Genomic DNA, 20,616 nt, shown 5'->3' on the forward strand with positions numbered 1-20,616 from the left:
AGATGAACTATTCACAAAAGTACTTCATTATCATGGGAATTATCTTTTTATTTATGAGTGGATTTATGATACTAACAGGTATAATGACGCATTCTGCACCGCCAGAAGCAACTTATCCATTGCTTGGGATGATGATTATGAGTTTCTGCCTAAGTTACTTACACCCGCAATTTAAAGAAAAAGACGAGCGAATGAAGCTCATTCGTTATAAAGGAATGTTCGTGACCTTTTTTGCATTAACAGCATATTATCTTCTTTTCTCTATCGGCTTAAACTTAAAAATACTTACACTATCTGCTACTGAACTATTGAACATACTAATGGCACTTACGATGAGTACAGTTTTCATCTCATTTGTTGTTTTATCGAAAAGATATTAAGATGGAAGAGAGAAAGGAAGATTAACATATGCAAATGATGTATGCTTTTGGCATTGGGCTTGTATTATTTTTAGCCGTATTCTTATTTATTCGGAAAGACGTGCAAGGTGGGACGTTAACGAAACGAGGCTTTTATAAAATGATCGGCTGTTTAGTTGTTATGTTTATAGCGATTATCGTAATGATCGTTTTAATAAATCAATCACTATAGAATGAACCTTACTGGAGTAAGGTTTTTCTTTTTTGTATAAAATCCGAAAATTCCTGCTAAATCAATTTACTGTATATAATCGATATTATATAATTTAATAAAATGATAGATAAGGAGAATAGTATATGAATAAAAAAACTATCTTCTTTTTATTAACATGTATACTACTTGTAGCTACTGCTACTTATATAATATGTAACAAACGAGAACAAGTGCCACCTATGTTAGTATGGGAGGGGCAGGAATACTATGTAACGCATGGACCTGCGAAAGCAGAAGAAGTTGGGCAAAGGCTCGGAGAAGTAACAAAGAAAATTGAAACAAGTAAAAAACCTACTAAAAATAGTGAATCTAACACATTACAAGAAAAAACAGAAGTATTCACAATGATAGAAGAAGAAAAACATCCTCACTCACCTTTAATCATAAAGGAGCCTCATAGTGATGAATATAGAGTAGTAAGACCGATGTTAAAAGTACTATAAAATAAAAAGAGATCCATATGCAGACAGTAACTTCATATCCATGGTCGTTAAGAAAAATGTTTGTTTTTTTTCTTTGCTTCATCCTTCTGTCAATCGGTGCAATTTATATTTTGATGAATCAAGAGGCGCTACAAAAGAGAGACTTCATTTTATATGTATTATTTGTTGCTATTAATATATCGCTTTGGTTATCGCTTATGATCTTTGATTGGAGTATGTGGATGGTAGCGGGGCATTATGTGCTTGGAGCAATTGTTATTGTTGTTTCGAATATGAATAAGAAATAGGCCAGCAACCTTAAAGTTGCTGGTTTTTATTTTGCTATTTATAATGAAGAAACAAATTTTAATAGAGAGTAGTGGGCGTTATGAGATGGAAAGAGGGAACATTTGAAAAAATAGAAACGAATGACTCATCTGTTGAGCAACTTATACATACATTCAAGGAACAAAACGTAAATGGCGGAGCGGTTATAAGCTGTTTTAAAGTACATAACGGAAATTTTTTCAAAGAAATACCACATTCGAAAGATGGATACGAGCACTTCTTTCGAAGAATCTTTAACTCTTTAGATATAATTAATAGCTTAGAAGAGTTAAAAATACATACGTCAGAAAAATATAAGTTTCATTTTAAAGAGCAGCTAGCAGTCATGCTTGATGGTAGCATTGCCGCGCAAATTTTGTGGGGCGGAGCATATGAAGGGTTTAAGGAACGACCAGTTATCGCCAAGCAATTAGCAGTCAATGTATGTCAATATATGTTCCAAGATCGATACGAAGATATTAAAGTGTTTGAAAGCTATCGCCCTTGGACAGATTGGTTTTACGATGTTGCGTGGGATGTTACTTGGATGGTGTTAGATAGTAAGGAGCATAAAATGTGGTTCATTTGTGCTACGGATACGGATTGATAGAAGAGGGCCTTGTAGGAATGCTGCAAGGCTCTTTATCTTTGGGAATGAATAGAAAACGAATCATATAAATGCTATACTAAAAAATGTTTGTAATGTTAGTTTCATACTATTTTATAGTGATGACTTACTAGAAAAGATAAGAGGAGAATGAACGTGCAAAAGATACAAAAATTATTGCTGTTAATGATGGTAGTAGGATTAACAGTAGGTGTTTTAGCAGGGTGTGCAAACCCGAAAGATACGACAGAAGAATTTTTAACTGCGATACAAAAAGGTGATGTAGAAAAGGCTCGTACATTTGTTGAGAATGACAAGGAATTTAATAAACTAAACGAAAAAACAGATGATGCTGAGGCAAAAGCGATGCTAAGTGCAATTACGAAAAACTTTAAATTTGAAAAGCCAGAAGAAGTATCGAAAAAAGATGACAAAGCAGAAGTGAAAGTAAAAATTACATCTGCCGATCTATCCGTTGCTGTAACAAAAGCAGTGGGAGAAGTTATGCCAATGGCCTTCGCTAGCGCTTTTAGCGAAGACAAAGAGCAATCTGAAAAAGCAATCGAAAAAACAATGACATCAACAATTGTCAAACACTTATCAGATAAAGATGCAATCATGGCAACTCGCGAAGTTACATTGAACTTAAAGAAAAACAAAGATGGCGACTATAAAATCGTTGCAGATGATAACTTGAAAGAAGTATTGTTTGCTAATGCGAAGTCTTTGGAGAAGATGTTTGGTGGGAAGTGATTGATTTAGATAAAAAAGAGAAGCCATATCACGTAGAAGGTTGATATGGTTTCTCTTTTTTTATGACCCCGGAGAGGCTCGAACTCAGAATCTCCATCAACAATCTTTCATGGTTATAGCAGATGATAGGGGATGAAAGTTGTTGTAGCTCCGTTACATAGTGATACTATACAGGAAACAGTTGATAGGCATACCTCTTTAGTTTTATCTAGAAAAATAGGATGGGAATAGGTCTACGTATTTAATAGTAGATACTTATAGTAGAAATAATTTCGTAGAATGGGACTAGATGATGTTACTGAGTTAGCGCCAATGCATAAGGTATAATTTCAAATGCCGAAAGGATAACTTTTAGGATAGAAAGAGTTTGGAGTTGTAAGATTATATAAAATATTCGTAGTTGCAACAATTCTATTGTGGTAAAATATTCTATGTAAATATTTAAAAGGGGAATGGCTATGGGGGATATAAAAGTTACTCCTGAACAGTTGCGAAAAGTGGCAGGGACTATTAGATCAACTATCACAAATGCAACTGCAACACAGGAGCGACTAAAACGAGATATTGATATGATTTCTAGTAATTGGTTGGGCTCAACCTATATGAAATTTAATACGGATTTCCGTGATTCATCATTTAAAATGGCACAATTTATAACCATATTAGAGCCGCTTGAGAAGTTTCTACTTGATTCTGCTAATAAATTCGAACAGGTAGATAATATGGATGTTGCTATTGCGATGGCTTCTGGTATTCTTAATAAAAATAATGATAAAGTCGAATATCTTACGGGTAAGGCAGAAGGTGCTGAAGGAGATCGACTTGGAGGGAAATTAGAAGGTACAGTAGTAAATGGTGAGTTTGAATTAAGTAAGGATAGTAAAATAAATACAAAGTTCGGTACTGGTTCTGCAGAGCTAAATATTCCGTATAGTAAAGAAACACTCCGCGAAGATGCTTCTAGTGGTAACTTGATTGGTGGAAAAGTGGAGGGACGCGCTCAAGAAACATCTTATGTAAGAACGGATATTCCTTATATGGAAGATATAACTGTAACTCAAAAAATGCACGATTTTAGTAGTATTGTAGGTTATGATGAGTATACAGCGAAGGTAGGTGCGGAATATAGTTCGCGCAAGTATGAATTGCTTTTAGAGAAAATTGATGTTCCGGATATTATTCCGTATTTCAGTGATCACGATATAACAATCCGCTTAGAATTGGGAGTAGGGACTTATGGGTATAAGCTTCACATGGGTCAAGAGAAAGGTTTTTATGCATCATACGAAGGTTTTGGAGGAGGTTTTTTCTTGAAACCTGAAAAAAAGGAGTAATCACACATGTTTAAACAAGGACGTATTTTGATGTATATTTTTACCGCGGTTTTATTTTTTTCTTCATTCTTTTTTCCGCAGCCAATGGAAAAAAGGTTTTTAACAGCTATTGCAGCATTGATTATTGGTGGAATAGGTATTGGAATTTCCTATCTATTAGAAATTTTGAGTAACAAGTCGAAGAATATATCTAAAAAGAACGGAGAATGACGATGGAACTTTTCCCGATTGGTTCAGTTGTAAAGCTAAAAGATCTAAACCAACCTGTTATGATTATTGGAAGAATGGTCATTTCAGCGGATAAACGTGATTTTGATTATGTAGGGGTTCTTTATCCGGTGGGTTATTTAGGTGATGAAAAAGTATTATGTTTTAATCATGATAAAATTGTAGAGGAAATGCATAGAGGGTATATGACTGAGAGTGAATTGGTTCTACGTGAGAAATTAGTAGAATTGTAAAAAGAAATGTAAATCTTAAAGATATAATAGGGGAAACAAAATGGGAAAGATAATGAGAACTCTTGTAATCATAGGTATACTTATCCCTCCGGTACTACTGTGGAGTGCACCTGATATTCCTCTAAATGATAAACTGCTGTTTACAGGTTTACAACTAACTGTAGGATTCACCACAGTAGTAGTGTTAGAGGTTATATTTAGAAATCGAAAAAAGAAGGGGGTAAAATAGATATAAATTGTATAGAATGGCAGATAAGAATATTGGTGGTTAATCATCTCAATAAAAGAAGCTAACAGAAGCAGGGAGAAATCCTTGCTTTATTTTTTGTATAGAATTGCTAAGTAGAGTATGGTTAAATTAGGATATCTGAAGGGGGAATAGGGATCTGAGTTAGATAAACGGTAGTCTTAAGAGTTATCTAACTGATTTCAATGAGTGTAAAAACTATAATTTTAATTACTATACAAACTTAAGTAGCATTTTCTTTTTAGTCCTTTCTCAGTTTTATGGAAACAAAAAAGAGGACGTCCCCTGAGCCAGCTGGTTTGCTGACTAGAAGTAGTCCTCTGTTAACTTGTGGTGTCTGATGGAGACCTCCACAGTTTTAGCTTTTGAGAATACTCCCTCAAGCCTTGATACTATTAGGTTTTATGACCCCGGAGAGGCTCGAACTCACGACCTCCACCCTGTCAAGGTGGCGCTCTCCCTGCTGAGCTACGGGATCTTCAAAAATGCGTATGTAACAGCATCTGTAATCTTTATGATAAAGTAATTATATGCAATTAACTGAAATTTTTCAATATTTTTAAATTAGGTTTTAAAAAGGAAATCATATGCAATTATACGAGTAGTGTCTGAAGGGATAATGATAAGAAAAAACTTAGTAGGATGTAGCGGTCATATTATTTAAGATATTTATCTAAAGGGTTTTCATCGCTTAAATCAACAAGTAAAGGGCATAAGAATAATAGAGGTAGAGCGGCATTAGCATGATGAAAGGTGTCATTAGATACATATTGCCTCCTAAAACAATACGGGCAATGTTTTTCAAATGTCACGAGTATTGACCATACATCTTTTATTGTCCACTTCGTGTTACAATACGTACAACGGGCCATAGAGTTCCTCCTTATGTTAAGGTTACTTCTAGTATAGTCCATTTTATTGTACTGAAGTCATTTGTATTTGGTGTGATAAAATGTAAGTTGTTTTGTGTTTTATGTGGATTTATTTAGTGATTTATGATCATTTACATATCGTTTGCTATTTTTTGGATGATAATAGATTTTCAGTTTCAATATGCAAACTGGCCAATATATCCTTTTTACAATTTACTTAAAATCATGTATAACAGAGATACAAGATTATTTTATAATTATTCAAGAGTAGAGGGAGAATTTATTATAATGGTTAGGAAAACGTTCAAGATGCGTGTATCTAGAAATAGAACGATTTCGATTAATGGATCAATTCTTGATGTGGATGTTACACATGATGAGTTTTTACAAGAGTTTGTTGAGTGGGTTGATTCTAAAGGTTGGTCGTTTATGGGGATGACAGATGAGATTACACCTGAGGAAGCTAGTCAAAAATTAATAGATTCATTGATTGATGAGAAGGATAAGAAAGAATAATTCTTTCTTATTTTTTATTGTATATTTATGTCATTCATCGTAAAAGTATGATATAGTAAAAAACAGTGAATATTCTTCCAATTTAATACAAATTACATATAGATTGGTATATTCAATTTTTAAACTGTGAGAGTATAGGGAAAAGGGAGAGTCATATGGTAAAATTTAAGAAAATTTTGGCTTTTATTACCGTTATTTGTTTATTTTTTTTGACACCTATGACGTTACGTGCTGAGACAAATATTGGAGTGAATCCAGAACAAGTAGCCCCACCACCTAAGGAAGGGCCGAATGTTTTTAGTCAGTTTGCAACTACGATTGATGCGAAAACTGGAGATATTTTGTATGATAAAAACGCACATCATCGTGCATTTCCAGCTAGTATGACGAAGGTGTTAACGGCGATTTTACTTATGGAGCATACGAAGCCTGAGGATGAATTTACGTTTTCACAATTAGCATTAGATCAAGAGAAGAGTAATTATCAAATTGAGTTTCAACCTGGTGAGACGATTAATAGAAATACTGCGCTTATGATTTTAATGGTGCTGAGTGCGAATGATGTGTCGTATGCGATTGCGGAGCATATTGGCGGAAGTGTTGAGAATTTCGCTCATATGATGAATGAGAGAGCGAAACAATTAGGGGCTACAGATAGTCACTTTGTCACGCCAAATGGATTGCATGATCCGAATCATTATACTACGCCATATGATATGGCGATGATTACGAGAGGTGTACAAAAGTATCCTGAAATTCTGCAAGCAATGAATACGAAAAGAACGACAGTTACGACATCTAGACAGACGGTGTCTATTTTTAACAAGTCTACTTATTTTGAAAATCCATATAGTATTGGTGGAAAGACTGGTTTTACAAATGAAGCGCGCAATACACTCGTTTTATTAAATGAGAAGGATGGAAATCGTATTATAAATGTAGTAATGGCTTCTCAAAGACCTGAAATTTATGAAGATTTGAAGCAGATGGCGGACTATTCTTTCGGTCAATTTGTGAAGCAAATGGTACTAGATAAACAGAGTTGGCATCAAAAAACAACATATTTAAATAAAGATATTGATAGCGAACTTGAGCAAAGTGCAGAACTTACGCTTAAGAAAGATGAAGGGAAAAACGTAAGGACGATTTTCCATGCGGCTTCATTAGATAAAGATTCTTTATATCATAAAGGAATCCATCGCGGTGAGGTAGTTGGGGCAGTTGATATTACGAAAAATAATCAAACAATTGCGACGGTAAATGTTCTTTCAAAAGAAGATGTTACTTTTGCGATGCCTAAAAAAGATACGGCTACGCCTGAAGTAAAAGAATCAAATGTGAAAATAATAAGCATTGGGATAGGGGCTGCTGTACTATTTGGAGCTATTTTATTTGTAGTGCTACGCCGAAATACAACAGGAATGAAATCAGAAGAAAAATAAATTACTAGTTAAAAGGCTGTGAAGAGACTTTGTCACAGTCTTTTTTATATATCGAAAATAACTAATAATTGTAAATTTTCTTATTGCATTTCCGGTTTGTTCGTTATATTATTTAGTTGTGTTCTTGTTAAAGAACAGAAGTGAATATTGCATACTTCAAATAATATAAAACAACGGAGAGGGAGAGATACGATGAAATTAATTTGGAAGGTGATTAGCAACGTTATCTCATTTGTTTTATTTGCGTTGATGGTTTGCTTAGCTTTTGTAGTTATTTCTTCAAAAGCGAGTGGTGGTGATCCAACGGTAATGGGATATCAATTTAAGAGTGTTCTTTCAGGATCGATGGAGCCAACATTTTTAACAGGATCAATCATTGCGATAGAGCCGACGAAAGATGGTTCTAAATATCAAAAAGGTGATGTTATTACTTTTAAAGAGAAAGATCAAAAAATTATCACTCACCGTATTATCGGTGTGAAAGATATAAATGGAAAAGTAATGTATGAAACAAAAGGGGATAACAACAACGGCGCTGATTTAGAACCAGTACTTGCGGAGAATGTCATTGGAAAATACGCGGATATTACAGTTCCTTATGCAGGGTATGCATTAAATTATGCAAATTCAAAAGCTGGAGCTGCTTTACTTCTTATTATTCCAGGAGTCTTTTTATTAGGATATTCCGCTATTACTATTTTTGGTGCTATTCGTAGCATAGACGGAGAAAAGAAAGAGAAAAAAGTAGAACAATCTGTCTAGTTCATTTGGTTATACTTTCCGTTTAGGAAGTTGACAAATATATAAATCAAGGGGATATGGACATGACTTTAAAGAAAAAATTAGGAATGGGTATCGCATCAGCAGTATTAGGAGCAGCGTTAGTTGGCGGAGGAACGTTTGCATTTTTCAGTGATAAAGAAGTGTCAAACAATACATTTGCGGCTGGTACGCTTGATTTAGCATTAAATCCATCAACAGTTGTTAATGTATCGAATTTAAAACCTGGTGATACAGTTGAAAAAGAATTTAAATTGGAAAATAAAGGAACATTAGATATAAAAAAAGTACTACTAAAAACAGATTATAATGTAGAAGATGTGAAGAAAGATAATAAAGATGATTTTGGTAAACATATTAAAGTAACATTCTTAAAAAATGTAGACAAGCATGAAACAATCGTAAAGGAAACAACGCTAGATAAATTGAAGGGTGACACACTTACTGCGGTAAATAACGATTTAGCTGCTTGGTTCTGGGATGAAAAAGGTATTTCTGCAGGTAAGTCTGATAAATTCAAAGTGAAATTTGAGTTCGTTGATAATAAAAAAGATCAAAATGAATTCCAGGGGGATAAGCTACAATTAACTTGGACGTTTGATGCACAACAAGGTGAAGCTGAAGGAAAATAATAAGGACAAGAAAAAGAGACTATCAAAAATGATAGTCTCTTTTTCTGATAAAAGGGAAATGTAAAAAGAAAGATAATTTTTATATCATTTTGTAATTCACTTTATTATAATAAAGATATAGTTCTTGATAAAGAACGAGTTGTTCGATAGGAGAGATTAAAATGCTGAAGCCACCTCGCAATTTTAAAAAGATTCTTATATTGCCATGTTTGTGTTCTATTACTTTTTATTTAGGCTCTCAAATGATGACTTATACAGAAGCAACTTTCGTTCATGAAACGAAAGTAACGGCTACGATTTCTACAGCAAGTATTTTTCCAAAAACAGTTGATCAATTAGCAGAACAAGCTAAGAAACATAAGGAATTTATTTTACATGAGTATGGAGAGATGAAATCAAAAGTAACTGTTACCTCCGTTCAAGAGTTAGAACAGGCGCTTGTTACGTGGAAGCAAGGGCGGGAGAAAATAGTTGCTGAGAGAGAATCTTTACAAAAAGTGTATAAGTCAATAGAAGAACCTTATAATCAAGTGCAAGAAGAGTTAAAAGGAAATACAACTGAATCGAATAAGCAAGTATTCTCGTATGTGAATGCTGGTTTTCATATAGTGAAAGAAAACTGTGAGTATGTTGATAAAGAAGTTAATTTACAAGTGATTGATAAACAAATTCAAGATTTTGAGAAGTTACTAGTAGATGAAACAGCAAAACTAGAAGAGAGTAAGAAACAAGAAGAAGCAAAAAAACTAGAAGAGAGTAAGAAACAAGAAGAAGCAAAAAAATTAGAAGAAAAGAAACAAGAAGAAGCGAAAAAGTTAGAAGAGAAGAAACAAGAGGAAGCGAAAAAATTAGAAGAGAAGAAGAAACAAGAGGAAGCAAAAAAGCAAGAAGAGAGTAAAAAACAAGAATAACAAGTAAAATACAGCAACATATAGAGCGAATAGCGGTTATACAGCCAAATAGGTGAGAGAGCATTGCGACTCACCTATTTGGCGTATCCTCTTTATTTTAACGATACATGTAAAAATCTAGAAGATAGGAGAAAACTAGTTGGCAGTATGATAGTGAAGGAGAATAATTAGTTTAAATATTAATTAACATTTTTTATTTATCAATATTTTTTAGAAATTTCGGAATAATATTGAGAAATAAAAATAACTGAAAATATTAATAAATATTTGTTGTATTTATATAGGTTTGTTCGTTATAATGAACATAAGGTTTTTAAAAAAGAACAAATATTAGCTAATGCTAATATAGTTTTAGTTACATCTCTTATTTTAAATAAGAGATAGCAATAAAAATATAAAAAAACAGCTAGGGGGAATTGATTGTGAGTCTGAAAAAGAAATTAGGTATGGGAGTTGCATCAGCAGCATTGGGGTTATCTTTAATTGGTGGAGGAACATTCGCATACTTTAGCGATAAAGAAGTATCGAATAATACATTTGCGGCTGGGACGTTAGATCTTACATTAGACCCTACAACGCTTGTAGATATTAAAGATTTAAAACCAGGGGATTCTGTTAAGAAAGAGTTCTTATTAAAGAATAGCGGTTCATTAACAATTAAAGACGTTAAATTAGCGACAAAGTATACTGTGAAAGATGCAAAAGGCGATAATGCTGGTGAAGACTTTGGTAAGCACATTAAAGTGAAATTCCTTTGGAACTGGGATAAACAAAGTGAACCTGTATATGAAACAACTTTAGCAGACTTACAAAAAACCGATCCAGATCTTTTAGCTAAAGACATCTTTGCTCCTGAGTGGGGAGAAAAGGGTGGATTAGAAGCTGGTACAGAGGATTATTTATGGGTACAATTTGAATTTGTAGATGATGGAAAAGACCAAAATATCTTCCAAGGCGATTCATTGAATTTAGAATGGACATTCAATGCTAACCAAGAAGCTGGCGAAGAAAAATAATAAAAAAGCGGGTATCCCCCGCTTTTTTTATAAAGAAAAAAGAAGTGCTGATTGTAAGCACTTCTTTCTATTTATTATTTTTGATCTTGCTTCCATTTTGTAAATTCAAGAAATTCACGAAATTGTTCTTTGGAGACGCCGGAGTTCATTGCATCTTTAACGAGCTGTGTCCATTCGGAGTCTAAGTGATTTTCCTTTGTTGTTTCATCATGAAGTAAAGTATCAACTGGAATTTGTAGAACTGCTGCAATTTTTTCAAGAAACTGAATGGAAGGGTTTTTTTGTAAATTTCGTTCTATAGAACTAATGTAAGATTTAGCAACGCCAGCTTTTTCGGCAAGTTCAGTTAATGAAATACCTTTTTGTAAACGCAGGCGTTTTATACGTTCTCCAATCATATTTGCGCACCTTTCTATCAATATGTCGTCGTCTTATGATGTCATTATTATAACATAAACTTCGCTAAAAAGAACAAACCTATTGAGCCTGAGTGGCCGGCTTCATACGTTGGAAAAAATGTTCGATATCTTGTAGTGCGATACCAGCGTCTAGAGCTTCAAGTATTAAATCAATCCATTCTTGATCCAATGCGTCAGTCTTATCTTTGTACAAATGTAATTCCTCCCTAATTATCGGTCATAACTGCTGCTACAGAATACGTGATAATACAATCAGATTTTGTATTTTTATGTAGTGAATTATCAAATATTTTGTAGATAAAACAAAGATAAAATCCCCATTAAATTCCCTCTATGGCGATTATAAAGTTTCTGACAAATATTTTCAATATTTTCAGAAAACATTGTTGAATTGTGATATATTCGTATGCTAACTATGGAATTTTTACAAATATATTAAAAACATTACATAATATGACTAAATATTGAAAAAATATTGAATTTTTAATAAAATTCAATTTGTAATACATATTATTTATTAGGGGAGGAAATAAGGGATGAACAAGAAACCGTTCAAAGTTTTATCATCAATCGCTTTGACAGCTGTATTAGGTCTTTCATTCGGAGCGGGTGGCCAGTCTGCATATGCTGAAACGCCTGTTAATAAGACAGCTACGAGCCCAGTTGATGATCATTTAATTCCGGAAGAACGTTTAGCAGATGCGCTAAAAAAACGTGGGGTAATTGATTCGAAGGCTTCAGAGACAGAAACAAAGAAAGCTGTCGAAAAATACGTAGAGAACAAAAAGGGTGAAAATCCTGGGAAAGAAGTATCAAATGGGGACCCACTTACGAAAGAAGCATCTGACTTTTTAAAGAAAGTGAAAGATGCAAAAGCAGATACGAAAGAAAAGTTAGATAAACCTGCGACAGGAACACCTGCAGCGACAGGGCCAGTTAAGGGTGGTCTAAATGGTAAAGTACCAACATCTCCAGCAAAGCAAAAAGCGTACAACGGTGATGTTCGTAAAGATAAAGTACTCGTTCTACTTGTAGAGTACGCTGACTTTAAACATAACAATATCGATAAAGAACCTGGTTATATGTATTCGGAAGACTTTAACAAAGAACATTATGAAAAAATGTTATTCGGTAATGAGCCATTCACATTAGATGATGGAAGTAAAATTGAAACATTTAAACAATATTATGAAGAGCAATCTGGCGGTAGTTATACAGTAGACGGAACGGTTACAAAATGGTTAACAGTTCCTGGTAAAGCTGCTGATTACGGTGCGGATGCTGCAAGCGGCGGTCATGATAATAAAGGACCAAAAGGACCACGTGATTTAGTAAAAGATGCATTAAAAGCAGCTGTAGATAGCGGTATTGATTTATCAGAGTTCGACCAATTCGATCAATACGATGTAAATGGCGATGGAAATCAAAATCAACCGGACGGTTTAATCGATCACTTAATGATTATTCATGCAGGTGTTGGACAAGAAGCTGGTGGCGGTAAATTAGGTGACGATGCAATTTGGTCACATCGCTGGACTGTTGGACCGAAACCATTCCCAATCGAAGGCACACAAGCGAAAGTTCCGTATTGGGGAGGAAAGATGGCAGCATTTGACTACACAATTGAGCCAGAAGATGGCGCAGTTGGTGTATTCGCACATGAATATGGTCATGATTTAGGTCTTCCAGATGAGTATGATACACAATATAGCGGTCAAGGTGAGCCGATTGAATCTTGGTCTATTATGAGTGGCGGTAGCTGGGCTGGTAAAATTGCAGGAACAACGCCAACAAGTTTCTCACCGCAAAATAAAGAGTTTTTCCAAAAAACAATCGGTGGTAACTGGGCAAATATCGTAGAAGTAGATTACGAGAAATTAAATAAAGGTATCGGTTTAGCAACATATTTAGACCAAAGTGTTACGAAATCTAACCGTCCAGGTATGATTCGTGTAAACTTACCTGATAAAGATGTAAAAACAATTGCCCCAGCATTTGGTAAACAGTATTACTACAGCACAAAAGGTGACGATCTTCATACGAAGATGGAAACACCACTGTTCGATTTAACGAATGCAACGAATGCAAAATTTGATTTCAAATCATTATATGAAATTGAAGCAGAGTATGACTTCCTTGAAGTACATGCTGTAACAGAAGATGGTAAACAAACGTTAATTGAAAGACTTGGTGAGAAAGCTAATAGTGGAAATGCAGATTCGACAAATGGAAAATGGATTGACAAATCATATGACTTAAGCCAATTCAAAGGTAAGAAAGTAAAATTAACATTTGATTACATTACTGATGGTGGTTTAGCATTAAATGGATTTGCTCTTGATAATGCTTCATTAACAGTAGATGGTAAAGTAGTATTCTCTGATGATGCAGAAGGGACACCACAATTAAAATTAGACGGCTTCGTTGTATCTAACGGAACTGAGAAGAAAAAACATAACTATTATGTAGAGTGGAGAAACTATGCTGGTGCAGATAACGCATTGAAATTTGCACGCGGTCCAGTATTTAACACTGGTATGGTTGTATGGTATGCGGATTCAGCTTACACAGATAACTGGGTTGGCGTACACCCAGGACACGGTTTCCTTGGCGTAGTGGATTCTCATCCAGAAGCAATTGTAGGAACTTTAAATGGTAAACCGACAGTTAAGAGTAGTACACGATTCCAAATTGCTGATGCGGCGTTCTCATTCGACAAAACACCAGCTTGGAAAGTTGTATCTCCAACGCGTGGAACATTTACGTATGATGGCTTAGCGGGTGTACCGAAGTTTGATGATTCAAAAACGTATATTAATCAACAGATTCCAGATGCAGGGCGTATTTTACCGAATCTTGGCCTGAAGTTTGAAGTAGTAGGACAAGCTGATGATAATTCTGCAGGTGCTATTCGTTTATATCGTTAATACAGTAAAACTACCGAGAGATTTGCTTTCGGTAGTTTTTTTGTGAGCAATGAATTTTATATAAAAGAAGAAATTATATATAATGTAACTTTATGAATAGAAATTTATTATATATGAAGTCTATATAAATAATGAAAGAATTGGATAAAAATAGTGGGAGAAGGTGAATGAATGAGTGTTTCTTCTATTGTAAATAAACAAAAAGCATATTTTTATAATGGCCATACGAGAAGTATAGAAGTGAGAAAGAATAATTTGAAGAAGCTTTATGAAGGCATTCAGCGTTTTGAAGAAGAAATATTTCAGGCGTTAAAATTAGATTTAAATAAGTCAGTTCATGAGTCATTTACAACGGAAGTGGGATATGTATTAAAAGAAATCTCTTTTCAATTGAAGCATATTTCATCGTGGAGTAAACCGAAGCGTGTTCGAACAGCGCTGACTCATTTTGGATCAAAGGGGAAAGTAGTACCTGAACCGTACGGTGTGACACTTATTATTGCACCGTGGAACTATCCGTTTCAATTAGCAATTGCGCCACTTGTAGGAGCGCTAGCAGCTGGAAATACAATCGTTTTAAAGCCGTCAGAGCTAACGCCAAACGTTTCTAAAGTGATTACGGGAATGTTAGAAGAATTATTCCAAGAAGAACTTGTAGCAGTAGTAGAAGGTGGCGTTGAAGAAAGTACCGCTTTGCTGAAGGAACCATTTGATTATATTTTCTTCACAGGTAGTGTGGGCGTTGGGAAAGTTGTCATGGAAGCAGCAGCAAAGCAGTTGACGCCGCTTACGTTAGAACTTGGTGGAAAAAGTCCATGTATTGTACATAAAGATGCAAAAATAGATGTAACAGCAAGAAGGATTGTGTGGGGGAAGTTTTTAAATGCAGGACAAACGTGTGTAGCACCTGATTATATGTATGTGCATGCTTCGGTGAAAGAACAGTTAATTGAAGCGTTGCGACATGAAATTGCGGAGCAGTATGGGAAAGAGCCACTGCACAATGATAATTATGTACGAATTGTGAGTGAGCGTCATTTTGAACGTTTATGTACGTTTTTGAAAGATGGGAAAACTGTAATTGGTGGGAACTATAAAAAAGAGACTTTACATATAGAACCAACAGTGTTAACTAATGTTACATGGAAAAGTTCCGTTATGGAAGACGAAATTTTTGGTCCGATTTTACCAATTATAGAATACGACAACATAGAAGATGTAATTGACACGATTCAACAACATCCGAAGCCGTTAGCGTTATATGTATTTTCTGAAGATAAAGAAGTGCAAAAGAAAGTAACGAGTAATATTTCGTATGGCGGAGGCTGTATTAATGATGTCGTCTATCATCTTGCAACACCATATTTACCTTTTGGTGGCGTCGGAAGTAGTGGATTAGGGAGTTATCATGGGGAAGAAAGTTTTCGGACTTTTTCACATTATAAAAGCATTTTAGCCCAATCTACGGCATTCGATATGAAAATTCGCTACTCTTCTACAAAAAGTGCTTTAAAATTCATACGAAAGTTGTTAAAATGATGATGGTGTTTATCAGTAGGCGTAGCCGTATGATAAAAGCCCCTTCGCAATGGAAGGGGTTTTTCTGTTCGACATTATGTATCAGGCGAAAATGAATCAAACATACTACATAAAGAATAGAAGGGAACGCTTGCTAAATAACCATTTTTGTTTGGATCGAAACAAAAAATAGTCTATAGAACATAAATATGTATTCATGAATATAAAAATTAAAATTTGAGGTAGATAGGACGGGAAAATGAAAAAGATTATTAAAGTTGAAGCAGTAGAAAAACATTTTGGAAATCAAGTGATTATCCCACCGCTTTCTTTAGATATTAAAGAAGGGGAATTTTTAACTATTTTAGGACCGAGTGGTTGCGGGAAAACGACGTTACTTCGTATGATCGCAGGGTTTGAAACTCCAACTAAAGGGAATCTTTTATTAGATGATGAAAAGATTAACGATTTGCCACCATATAAGCGTCATATGAACCTAGTGTTCCAACATTATGCGCTATTCCCACATATGAATGTGGAGAAAAATATTTGTTTCGGTATGAAAATGCAGAAAGTACCGGCAGCAGAGCAGAAAGAGCGTGCTGAAGAGGCAATGCGTTTAACGCAGTTACTTGAGTTCCGTAATCGTAAACCTGCAAAGCTTTCTGGTGGACAGCAGCAGCGTGTAGCAATTGCGAGAGCGATTGTAAATAACCCGCGTGTATTATTACTAGACGAGCCACTTGGAGCATTAGACTTTAAGTTAAGAAAAGACTTGCAACGTGAATTGAAAAACTTACAACGTAATTTAGGAATTACGTTCATATACGTAACGCACGACCAAGAAGAAGCGATGAGCATGAGTGATCGTATCGTTGTTATGAATAAAGGCCATATTGAACAAATCGGAACGCCGAAAGAAATTTATAATAAGCCGAAAACGTTGTTCGTTGCGACATTTATCGGTGAAAATAATATTGTGAAAAACGGGGAAGGCTATGTAGCAATTCGCCCTGAAAATGTAAAAGTGCGTTCGGTTGAAGAGCAGATTTTAAAAAAATACCACCTTGGACATATTGAAGACATTGAGTTTGTTGGAAATATGGAAAAGCTTTATGTACGTGATGAGAAAACATCAGAATTATTAATGGCATATCAAACTGCTGAAGAAGCAGCGCAGTGGAGCATTGGAGATAATGTATACGTAGGCTGGGAGCAAGAGGACGAGGTGACCTTAAATTGAAAAAAGGGAAATTACTCGCACTACCTACAGTCGCATGGCTGTTAAGCTTCTTCCTAATTCCCCTTCTGTTTGTATTGGCATTTGCCTTCATGCAGCGCGGAGCATATGGGACAGTGGAAATGCAATTTACATTAGAGAACATAGCACGTGTATTTGACCCATTATATATGGGGACGTTATGGGAAACAGTGAAAATTGCGGTTATTACGACAGTAATATGTTTACTAATTGGTTATCCATTTGCGTATACAATTACAATTGTTGATCGTAAATATCGTTCGATTCTTTTATTATTGGCAACGATCCCGTTTTGGATTAACTTCCTTGTTCGTTCATACGCATGGATTGTTATTTTACGTTCACAAGGTCTTGTAAACACATTGTTATTGAAGCTAGGCGTTATTAGTGAACCGTTAAATTTACTATACAATACACCTTCTGTAATACTTGGGATGGTATATTCTTTATTACCATTTATGATTTTACCGGTGTATGCAGCGATTGAGCAGCTTGATAAGCGTAAGCTAGAAGCAGCTTATGATTTAGGGGCAACACCAGTAAAGGCATTTTGGAATGTTACAGTACCAATGACGATGTCAGGGATTGCTACCGGTTCTATTTTAGTGTTTGTTTCTTCTATCGGAATGTTTGTTGTATCAGACGTTATGGGTGGATCGAAAGTAGCATTAATCGGAAACGTAATTCAAAATCAATTCTTAGGAGCGCGTGATTGGCCGTTTGGATCTGCGTTATCTATGATTGTTGTTCTATTCTCTGTTCTGTTAATTTACTTATATTATCGTGCAACGAAAGTATATAAATATGATGGGAACGGAGGGGAATAGGCAAAAATGAAGAAGTTTTTAGTTTCTTATTCTTGGTTAATTTTATTGTTCTTGTATTTTCCAATGATGGTTTTAATGGTATATTCCTTCAATGATTCTCGCATTAATGCGGAATGGGAAGGGTTCACATTCCATTGGTATACAGATTTATTTCAAAAACAAGATGTTATTGATGCATTTGTAAATAGTATGACGATTGCGATCGTAACGACGATTGTAACGACTGTTCTTGGTGTGATTTTCGCAATTGCATTACATCGTTATAAATATCGTTATGAAGGGGCCATTAACGGTCTTGTGTATTTACCAATTTTAATTCCTGATATTTTAATGGGATTATCTTTACTTATTTTATTTAGTCAATTAGGTATGGAGCTTGGTAAAACAACAATTATTATTGCACACATTACTTTTAGCATTTCATTTGTTGTCGTTATTTTAGCAGCACGTCTTTCTGGTATGGGACGTGATTTAGAAGAGGCTGCGAACGATCTAGGAGCAACGCCGTGGCAAACGTTTCGTTATGTAACGTTCCCAGCGATTGCACCTGGAGTTATTTCGGCTGCATTATTAACATTCACATTATCAATTGATGATTTTGTAATTAGTTTCTTCGTATCAGGACCAGGATCAACAACATTGCCATTATACATTTACAGTATGGTTAAGCGCGGAGTATCACCAGAAATTAATGCACTTTCTACAATTTTAATTGTGGCTATCGTAGGATTAATGGTTCTATCTGAAATCTTCCGTAACAAAGGTGCAGATGGTGAAGAAAACTCTGGAGGACACCTTCCTTTATAATACGAACGATATAGAAAGTACGAGGAGGTAATAAAACCGATGAAATTAATGAAAAGATTAGCCGGCGCAGCAATTAGCTTTAGCCTTGTTGCTGGTGTACTTGCTGGTTGTGGTGAAAAAAAAGAAGAGTTAAACATTTATAGCTGGGCTGACAATTTTGATGAGCAAGTGCTAAGAGATTTTGAAAAGAAATATAATGTGAAAATTAACTATGATAAGTATGCAAGTAATGAAGAAATGTTTGCGAAATTACAAGCAGGTGGCGCGAAGTATGATTTAATTCAGCCGTCTGATTACATGGTTAAAACAATGGCGAAAATGGATTTATTAGCGCCGTTAAATAAAAAGAATATCCCGAATATCGAAAATATGGTTTCTAATTTCAAAACACCTGCGTTTGATCCAGAGAATAAATATTCTTTAGTATATACTTGGGGCGTAACAGGTATTGCATACAATAAAAAGTATGTGAAGGAAGCACCTACAAGCTGGGCTGACCTATGGAACGAGAAATATAAAGGGCATGTAACTTTATTAAATGATTCTCGTGAAGTATTAGGAATGGGTCTTAAGAAGCATGGATTCTCAAACAGTACGAAAGACGATGCACAGTTAAAGACAGCAGCAACTGATTTACAGAAGCTACTTCCAAACTTATTAGCATTTGATACAGATAATATTAAACAAAAATTCATTACAGAAGATGCTTGGATCGGAACAGTTTGGTCTGGAGATGCAGCATTTATCGCAAAAGATAATAAAGATGTAGAGTACGTTGTACCAAAAGAAGGCGGCACAATTTGGGCTGATACGTTAGCAATTCCAAAAGGTGCGAAAAACAAAGAGCTTGCAGAGAAGTTTATGAACTACTTACTAGATGAAAAAGTAAGTGTGAAAAACTACGAGTCAATTGGATACAGTAATCCAAATGAAAAAGCTCATCCTCTTCATAGTAAAGAATATCGTGATAACCACATGATTTTCTTAACGAAAGAAGAGTTAGATCGTACAGAATGGCTTGTTGATGTAGACGATAAGTTAAAAGACTATGATCGTTACTGGACAGAGTTAAAAACAAAAGGTAAATAAGTGAGAAAATGCGGTTTCTAAAGTAGAAATCGCATTTTTTTATAGTAGGAGGAAATCGTTTGAAGAAGAAGTTGCATCAATATGAGGTAATGTGTATCGGTTTATTACTTGCTGTATTTGGCATTGTTGCTTGGCGAGTACATGCTGGTGGCGTTACAGTGATGGATACATATATCAGAGGATTAGTAAAAGGATTACAAACAGAAGGTTCGCTTGCATTTTTCTCACACTATACAAAATTAGGGTCTGCCATTGGGATTATAACGGTGCTCGTTATAAGTTTACTTGTTTTTTGGAAAAAAAGTTATTATGCTGCGATGATCGTGTATCCAATGGGTATTTTAACAACACATCTTGTGAATAAAGGGATAAAAGAAATTGTGAAAAGGGATCGTCCGTCGTTAAATGAAGCATTTGATGCGCTCGGCTATAGTTTTCCTAGTGGGCATGCAATGTTATCTATTATGACATTCGGGTTTCTTGCTTATATCATTGCAGCAAATTTGAAGAGTGTGACCGGAAAATATGTGATAACGCTTTTCATGGGAATAGTAATCGTATCGATTGGATTAAGTAGAGTCATTTTAAATGTACATTATCCAACTGATATTTTAGCAGGCTACTGCGTAGGTGGTATTCTATTAATTATCGTAATTTATTGCCATCGTTTACTTACTGAGAAGCTTGCTCTTCATAAAGAGAGATAGAAAAACGTCTAGAAAAACTATTATTATAGTTTTTCTAGACGTTTTTTGTTTGTATGAAGATGTGATACATTATAAGTAACAATTGAATGATGTAAAGTAGGTGAAAAT

At 34.9% G+C, this 20,616-nt stretch carries 26 protein-coding genes and 1 tRNA gene; 23 read left to right on the forward strand and 4 right to left on the reverse strand.

Features of this window, described 5'->3' with window-relative positions:
• Positions 1-2: 2 nt before the first annotated feature.
• The 10 genes from MR070_RS17045 (at position 3) to MR070_RS17090 (ending at position 4,766) form a co-directional block, all read left to right on the forward strand.
• Entirely contained in the window at positions 3-380 is a 378-nt protein-coding gene (locus MR070_RS17045; RefSeq protein WP_001109888.1) for a hypothetical protein, read from the forward strand.
• Positions 381-408: 28 nt separating this feature from the next.
• Entirely contained in the window at positions 409-591 is a 183-nt protein-coding gene (locus tag MR070_RS17050; RefSeq protein WP_001178300.1) for a DUF3976 domain-containing protein, read from the forward strand.
• Positions 592-716: 125 nt separating this feature from the next.
• Positions 717-1,076 (forward strand): hypothetical protein, encoded by a 360-nt coding sequence (locus MR070_RS17055; protein ID WP_242261681.1) that lies wholly within the window; start codon positions 717-719, stop codon positions 1,074-1,076.
• 17 nt (positions 1,077-1,093) lie between these two features.
• Positions 1,094-1,363: a hypothetical protein gene (locus MR070_RS17060; RefSeq protein ID WP_242261682.1), complete on the forward strand. Its 270-nt coding sequence runs from the start codon at positions 1,094-1,096 to the stop codon at positions 1,361-1,363.
• Positions 1,364-1,443: 80 nt separating this feature from the next.
• Positions 1,444-1,989, forward strand: coding sequence for a hypothetical protein (locus tag MR070_RS17065; protein WP_242261683.1), 546 nt, complete (start codon positions 1,444-1,446; stop codon positions 1,987-1,989).
• A 156-nt stretch (positions 1,990-2,145) separates the two neighbouring features.
• Positions 2,146-2,742: a hypothetical protein gene (locus tag MR070_RS17070; RefSeq protein ID WP_242261684.1), complete on the forward strand. Its 597-nt coding sequence runs from the start codon at positions 2,146-2,148 to the stop codon at positions 2,740-2,742.
• 458 nt (positions 2,743-3,200) lie between these two features.
• On the forward strand, positions 3,201-4,076 hold the full coding sequence (locus MR070_RS17075; RefSeq protein ID WP_242261685.1) for a WXG100 family type VII secretion target: 876 nt from the start codon (positions 3,201-3,203) through the stop codon (positions 4,074-4,076).
• A 6-nt stretch (positions 4,077-4,082) separates the two neighbouring features.
• Positions 4,083-4,286, forward strand: coding sequence for a hypothetical protein (locus tag MR070_RS17080; protein ID WP_000476182.1), 204 nt, complete (start codon positions 4,083-4,085; stop codon positions 4,284-4,286).
• A 2-nt stretch (positions 4,287-4,288) separates the two neighbouring features.
• Positions 4,289-4,537, forward strand: a complete 249-nt coding sequence (locus MR070_RS17085; RefSeq protein WP_098670144.1) for a DUF4176 domain-containing protein — start codon at positions 4,289-4,291, stop codon at positions 4,535-4,537.
• A gap of 40 nt (positions 4,538-4,577) precedes the next feature.
• Positions 4,578-4,766 carry a hypothetical protein gene (locus tag MR070_RS17090; RefSeq protein WP_242261686.1) on the forward strand — a complete coding sequence of 63 codons (189 nt, stop codon included), beginning with the start codon at positions 4,578-4,580 and terminating at the stop codon, positions 4,764-4,766.
• A gap of 423 nt (positions 4,767-5,189) precedes the next feature.
• On the opposite strand, the gene MR070_RS17095 is transcribed toward MR070_RS17090, so the two are convergent.
• Both MR070_RS17095 and MR070_RS17100 read right to left on the reverse strand, forming a co-directional pair.
• A tRNA-Val gene (locus MR070_RS17095) sits at positions 5,190-5,262 on the reverse strand.
• 178 nt (positions 5,263-5,440) lie between these two features.
• On the reverse strand, positions 5,441-5,656 hold the full coding sequence (locus MR070_RS17100; protein ID WP_242261687.1) for a hypothetical protein: 216 nt from the start codon (positions 5,654-5,656) through the stop codon (positions 5,441-5,443).
• Positions 5,657-5,944: 288 nt separating this feature from the next.
• On the opposite strand from MR070_RS17100, the gene MR070_RS17105 reads away from it, so the two are divergent.
• The 6 genes from MR070_RS17105 to calY all read left to right on the forward strand — a co-directional run bounded on the left by MR070_RS17105 (position 5,945) and on the right by calY (position 10,953).
• Positions 5,945-6,172, forward strand: a complete 228-nt coding sequence (locus MR070_RS17105; RefSeq protein WP_000251864.1) for a hypothetical protein — start codon at positions 5,945-5,947, stop codon at positions 6,170-6,172.
• Positions 6,173-6,327: 155 nt separating this feature from the next.
• On the forward strand, positions 6,328-7,614 hold the full coding sequence (locus MR070_RS17110; RefSeq protein WP_242261688.1) for a D-alanyl-D-alanine carboxypeptidase family protein: 1,287 nt from the start codon (positions 6,328-6,330) through the stop codon (positions 7,612-7,614).
• Between the two features lie 192 nt (positions 7,615-7,806).
• Entirely contained in the window at positions 7,807-8,376 is a 570-nt protein-coding gene (gene sipW / locus MR070_RS17115; RefSeq protein ID WP_074542086.1) for a signal peptidase I SipW, read from the forward strand.
• Between the two features lie 62 nt (positions 8,377-8,438).
• A complete protein-coding gene (locus MR070_RS17120; RefSeq protein ID WP_000172834.1) occupies positions 8,439-9,026 on the forward strand; it encodes a CalY family protein in 588 nt (195 codons plus the stop codon).
• A 161-nt stretch (positions 9,027-9,187) separates the two neighbouring features.
• The gene (locus MR070_RS17125; RefSeq protein ID WP_242261689.1) at positions 9,188-9,937 is read left to right on the forward strand and encodes a DUF4047 domain-containing protein; all 750 of its coding nucleotides are present in this window, start codon (positions 9,188-9,190) and stop codon (positions 9,935-9,937) included.
• 422 nt (positions 9,938-10,359) lie between these two features.
• The gene (gene calY / locus MR070_RS17130; protein WP_061185640.1) at positions 10,360-10,953 is read left to right on the forward strand and encodes a biofilm matrix protein CalY; all 594 of its coding nucleotides are present in this window, start codon (positions 10,360-10,362) and stop codon (positions 10,951-10,953) included.
• Between the two features lie 74 nt (positions 10,954-11,027).
• On the opposite strand, the gene MR070_RS17135 is transcribed toward calY, so the two are convergent.
• Both MR070_RS17135 and MR070_RS17140 read right to left on the reverse strand, forming a co-directional pair.
• The gene (locus tag MR070_RS17135; protein ID WP_000578880.1) at positions 11,028-11,351 is read right to left on the reverse strand and encodes a helix-turn-helix domain-containing protein; all 324 of its coding nucleotides are present in this window, start codon (positions 11,349-11,351) and stop codon (positions 11,028-11,030) included.
• A 79-nt stretch (positions 11,352-11,430) separates the two neighbouring features.
• Complete coding sequence (locus tag MR070_RS17140; protein ID WP_000276215.1) at positions 11,431-11,565, reverse strand: anti-repressor SinI family protein; 135 nt, start codon at positions 11,563-11,565, stop codon at positions 11,431-11,433.
• A 343-nt stretch (positions 11,566-11,908) separates the two neighbouring features.
• Between MR070_RS17140 and inhA1 the strand changes: the two genes are divergently transcribed.
• From inhA1 to MR070_RS17175, 7 genes are all read left to right on the forward strand, one after another.
• The gene (gene inhA1 / locus MR070_RS17145) at positions 11,909-14,299 is read left to right on the forward strand and encodes a M6 family metalloprotease immune inhibitor InhA1 (protein ID WP_242261690.1); all 2,391 of its coding nucleotides are present in this window, start codon (positions 11,909-11,911) and stop codon (positions 14,297-14,299) included.
• A gap of 171 nt (positions 14,300-14,470) precedes the next feature.
• Positions 14,471-15,838 carry an aldehyde dehydrogenase gene (locus MR070_RS17150; RefSeq protein ID WP_242261691.1) on the forward strand — a complete coding sequence of 456 codons (1,368 nt, stop codon included), beginning with the start codon at positions 14,471-14,473 and terminating at the stop codon, positions 15,836-15,838.
• 238 nt (positions 15,839-16,076) lie between these two features.
• Entirely contained in the window at positions 16,077-17,060 is a 984-nt protein-coding gene (potA, locus tag MR070_RS17155; protein ID WP_242261692.1) for a spermidine/putrescine ABC transporter ATP-binding protein PotA, read from the forward strand.
• Positions 17,057-17,905 (forward strand): spermidine/putrescine ABC transporter permease PotB, encoded by an 849-nt coding sequence (potB, locus tag MR070_RS17160; protein ID WP_000715504.1) that lies wholly within the window; start codon positions 17,057-17,059, stop codon positions 17,903-17,905. The genes potA and potB overlap by 4 nt, the downstream gene beginning before the upstream one ends.
• Positions 17,906-17,911: 6 nt before the next feature.
• Positions 17,912-18,712, forward strand: a complete 801-nt coding sequence (potC, locus tag MR070_RS17165) for a spermidine/putrescine ABC transporter permease PotC (protein WP_000714199.1) — start codon at positions 17,912-17,914, stop codon at positions 18,710-18,712.
• A gap of 39 nt (positions 18,713-18,751) precedes the next feature.
• Positions 18,752-19,801 (forward strand): spermidine/putrescine ABC transporter substrate-binding protein PotD, encoded by a 1,050-nt coding sequence (gene potD / locus MR070_RS17170; RefSeq protein ID WP_242261693.1) that lies wholly within the window; start codon positions 18,752-18,754, stop codon positions 19,799-19,801.
• A gap of 59 nt (positions 19,802-19,860) precedes the next feature.
• On the forward strand, positions 19,861-20,508 hold the full coding sequence (locus MR070_RS17175; protein WP_242261694.1) for a phosphatase PAP2 family protein: 648 nt from the start codon (positions 19,861-19,863) through the stop codon (positions 20,506-20,508).
• The last annotated feature ends 108 nt before the right edge of the window (positions 20,509-20,616 follow it).

This window comes from Bacillus cereus group sp. BfR-BA-01453 (assembly GCF_022662915.1).
Taxonomy (GTDB): domain Bacteria; phylum Bacillota; class Bacilli; order Bacillales; family Bacillaceae_G; genus Bacillus_A; species Bacillus_A paranthracis.

Bases quoted from the DNA above. Each gene is read 5' to 3' on its own strand.
- MR070_RS17045 (WP_001109888.1), top strand. From the start codon at position 3: ATGAACTATTCACAAAAGTACTTCATTATCATGGGAATTATCTTTTTA.
- MR070_RS17050 (WP_001178300.1), top strand. From the start codon at position 409: ATGCAAATGATGTATGCTTTTGGCATTGGGCTTGTATTATTTTTAGCC.
- MR070_RS17055 (WP_242261681.1), top strand. From the start codon at position 717: ATGAATAAAAAAACTATCTTCTTTTTATTAACATGTATACTACTTGTA.
- MR070_RS17060 (WP_242261682.1), top strand. From the start codon at position 1,094: ATGCAGACAGTAACTTCATATCCATGGTCGTTAAGAAAAATGTTTGTT.
- MR070_RS17065 (WP_242261683.1), top strand. From the start codon at position 1,444: ATGAGATGGAAAGAGGGAACATTTGAAAAAATAGAAACGAATGACTCA.
- MR070_RS17075 (WP_242261685.1), top strand. From the start codon at position 3,201: ATGGGGGATATAAAAGTTACTCCTGAACAGTTGCGAAAAGTGGCAGGG.
- MR070_RS17080 (WP_000476182.1), top strand. From the start codon at position 4,083: ATGTTTAAACAAGGACGTATTTTGATGTATATTTTTACCGCGGTTTTA.
- MR070_RS17085 (WP_098670144.1), top strand. From the start codon at position 4,289: ATGGAACTTTTCCCGATTGGTTCAGTTGTAAAGCTAAAAGATCTAAAC.
- MR070_RS17090 (WP_242261686.1), top strand. From the start codon at position 4,578: ATGGGAAAGATAATGAGAACTCTTGTAATCATAGGTATACTTATCCCT.
- MR070_RS17100 (WP_242261687.1), bottom strand. From the start codon at position 5,656: ATGGCCCGTTGTACGTATTGTAACACGAAGTGGACAATAAAAGATGTA.
- MR070_RS17105 (WP_000251864.1), top strand. From the start codon at position 5,945: ATGGTTAGGAAAACGTTCAAGATGCGTGTATCTAGAAATAGAACGATT.
- MR070_RS17110 (WP_242261688.1), top strand. From the start codon at position 6,328: ATGGTAAAATTTAAGAAAATTTTGGCTTTTATTACCGTTATTTGTTTA.
- sipW (WP_074542086.1), top strand. From the start codon at position 7,807: ATGAAATTAATTTGGAAGGTGATTAGCAACGTTATCTCATTTGTTTTA.
- MR070_RS17120 (WP_000172834.1), top strand. From the start codon at position 8,439: ATGACTTTAAAGAAAAAATTAGGAATGGGTATCGCATCAGCAGTATTA.
- MR070_RS17125 (WP_242261689.1), top strand. From the start codon at position 9,188: ATGCTGAAGCCACCTCGCAATTTTAAAAAGATTCTTATATTGCCATGT.
- MR070_RS17135 (WP_000578880.1), bottom strand. From the start codon at position 11,351: ATGATTGGAGAACGTATAAAACGCCTGCGTTTACAAAAAGGTATTTCA.
- inhA1 (WP_242261690.1), top strand. From the start codon at position 11,909: ATGAACAAGAAACCGTTCAAAGTTTTATCATCAATCGCTTTGACAGCT.
- MR070_RS17150 (WP_242261691.1), top strand. From the start codon at position 14,471: ATGAGTGTTTCTTCTATTGTAAATAAACAAAAAGCATATTTTTATAAT.
- potA (WP_242261692.1), top strand. From the start codon at position 16,077: ATGAAAAAGATTATTAAAGTTGAAGCAGTAGAAAAACATTTTGGAAAT.
- potC (WP_000714199.1), top strand. From the start codon at position 17,912: ATGAAGAAGTTTTTAGTTTCTTATTCTTGGTTAATTTTATTGTTCTTG.
- potD (WP_242261693.1), top strand. From the start codon at position 18,752: ATGAAATTAATGAAAAGATTAGCCGGCGCAGCAATTAGCTTTAGCCTT.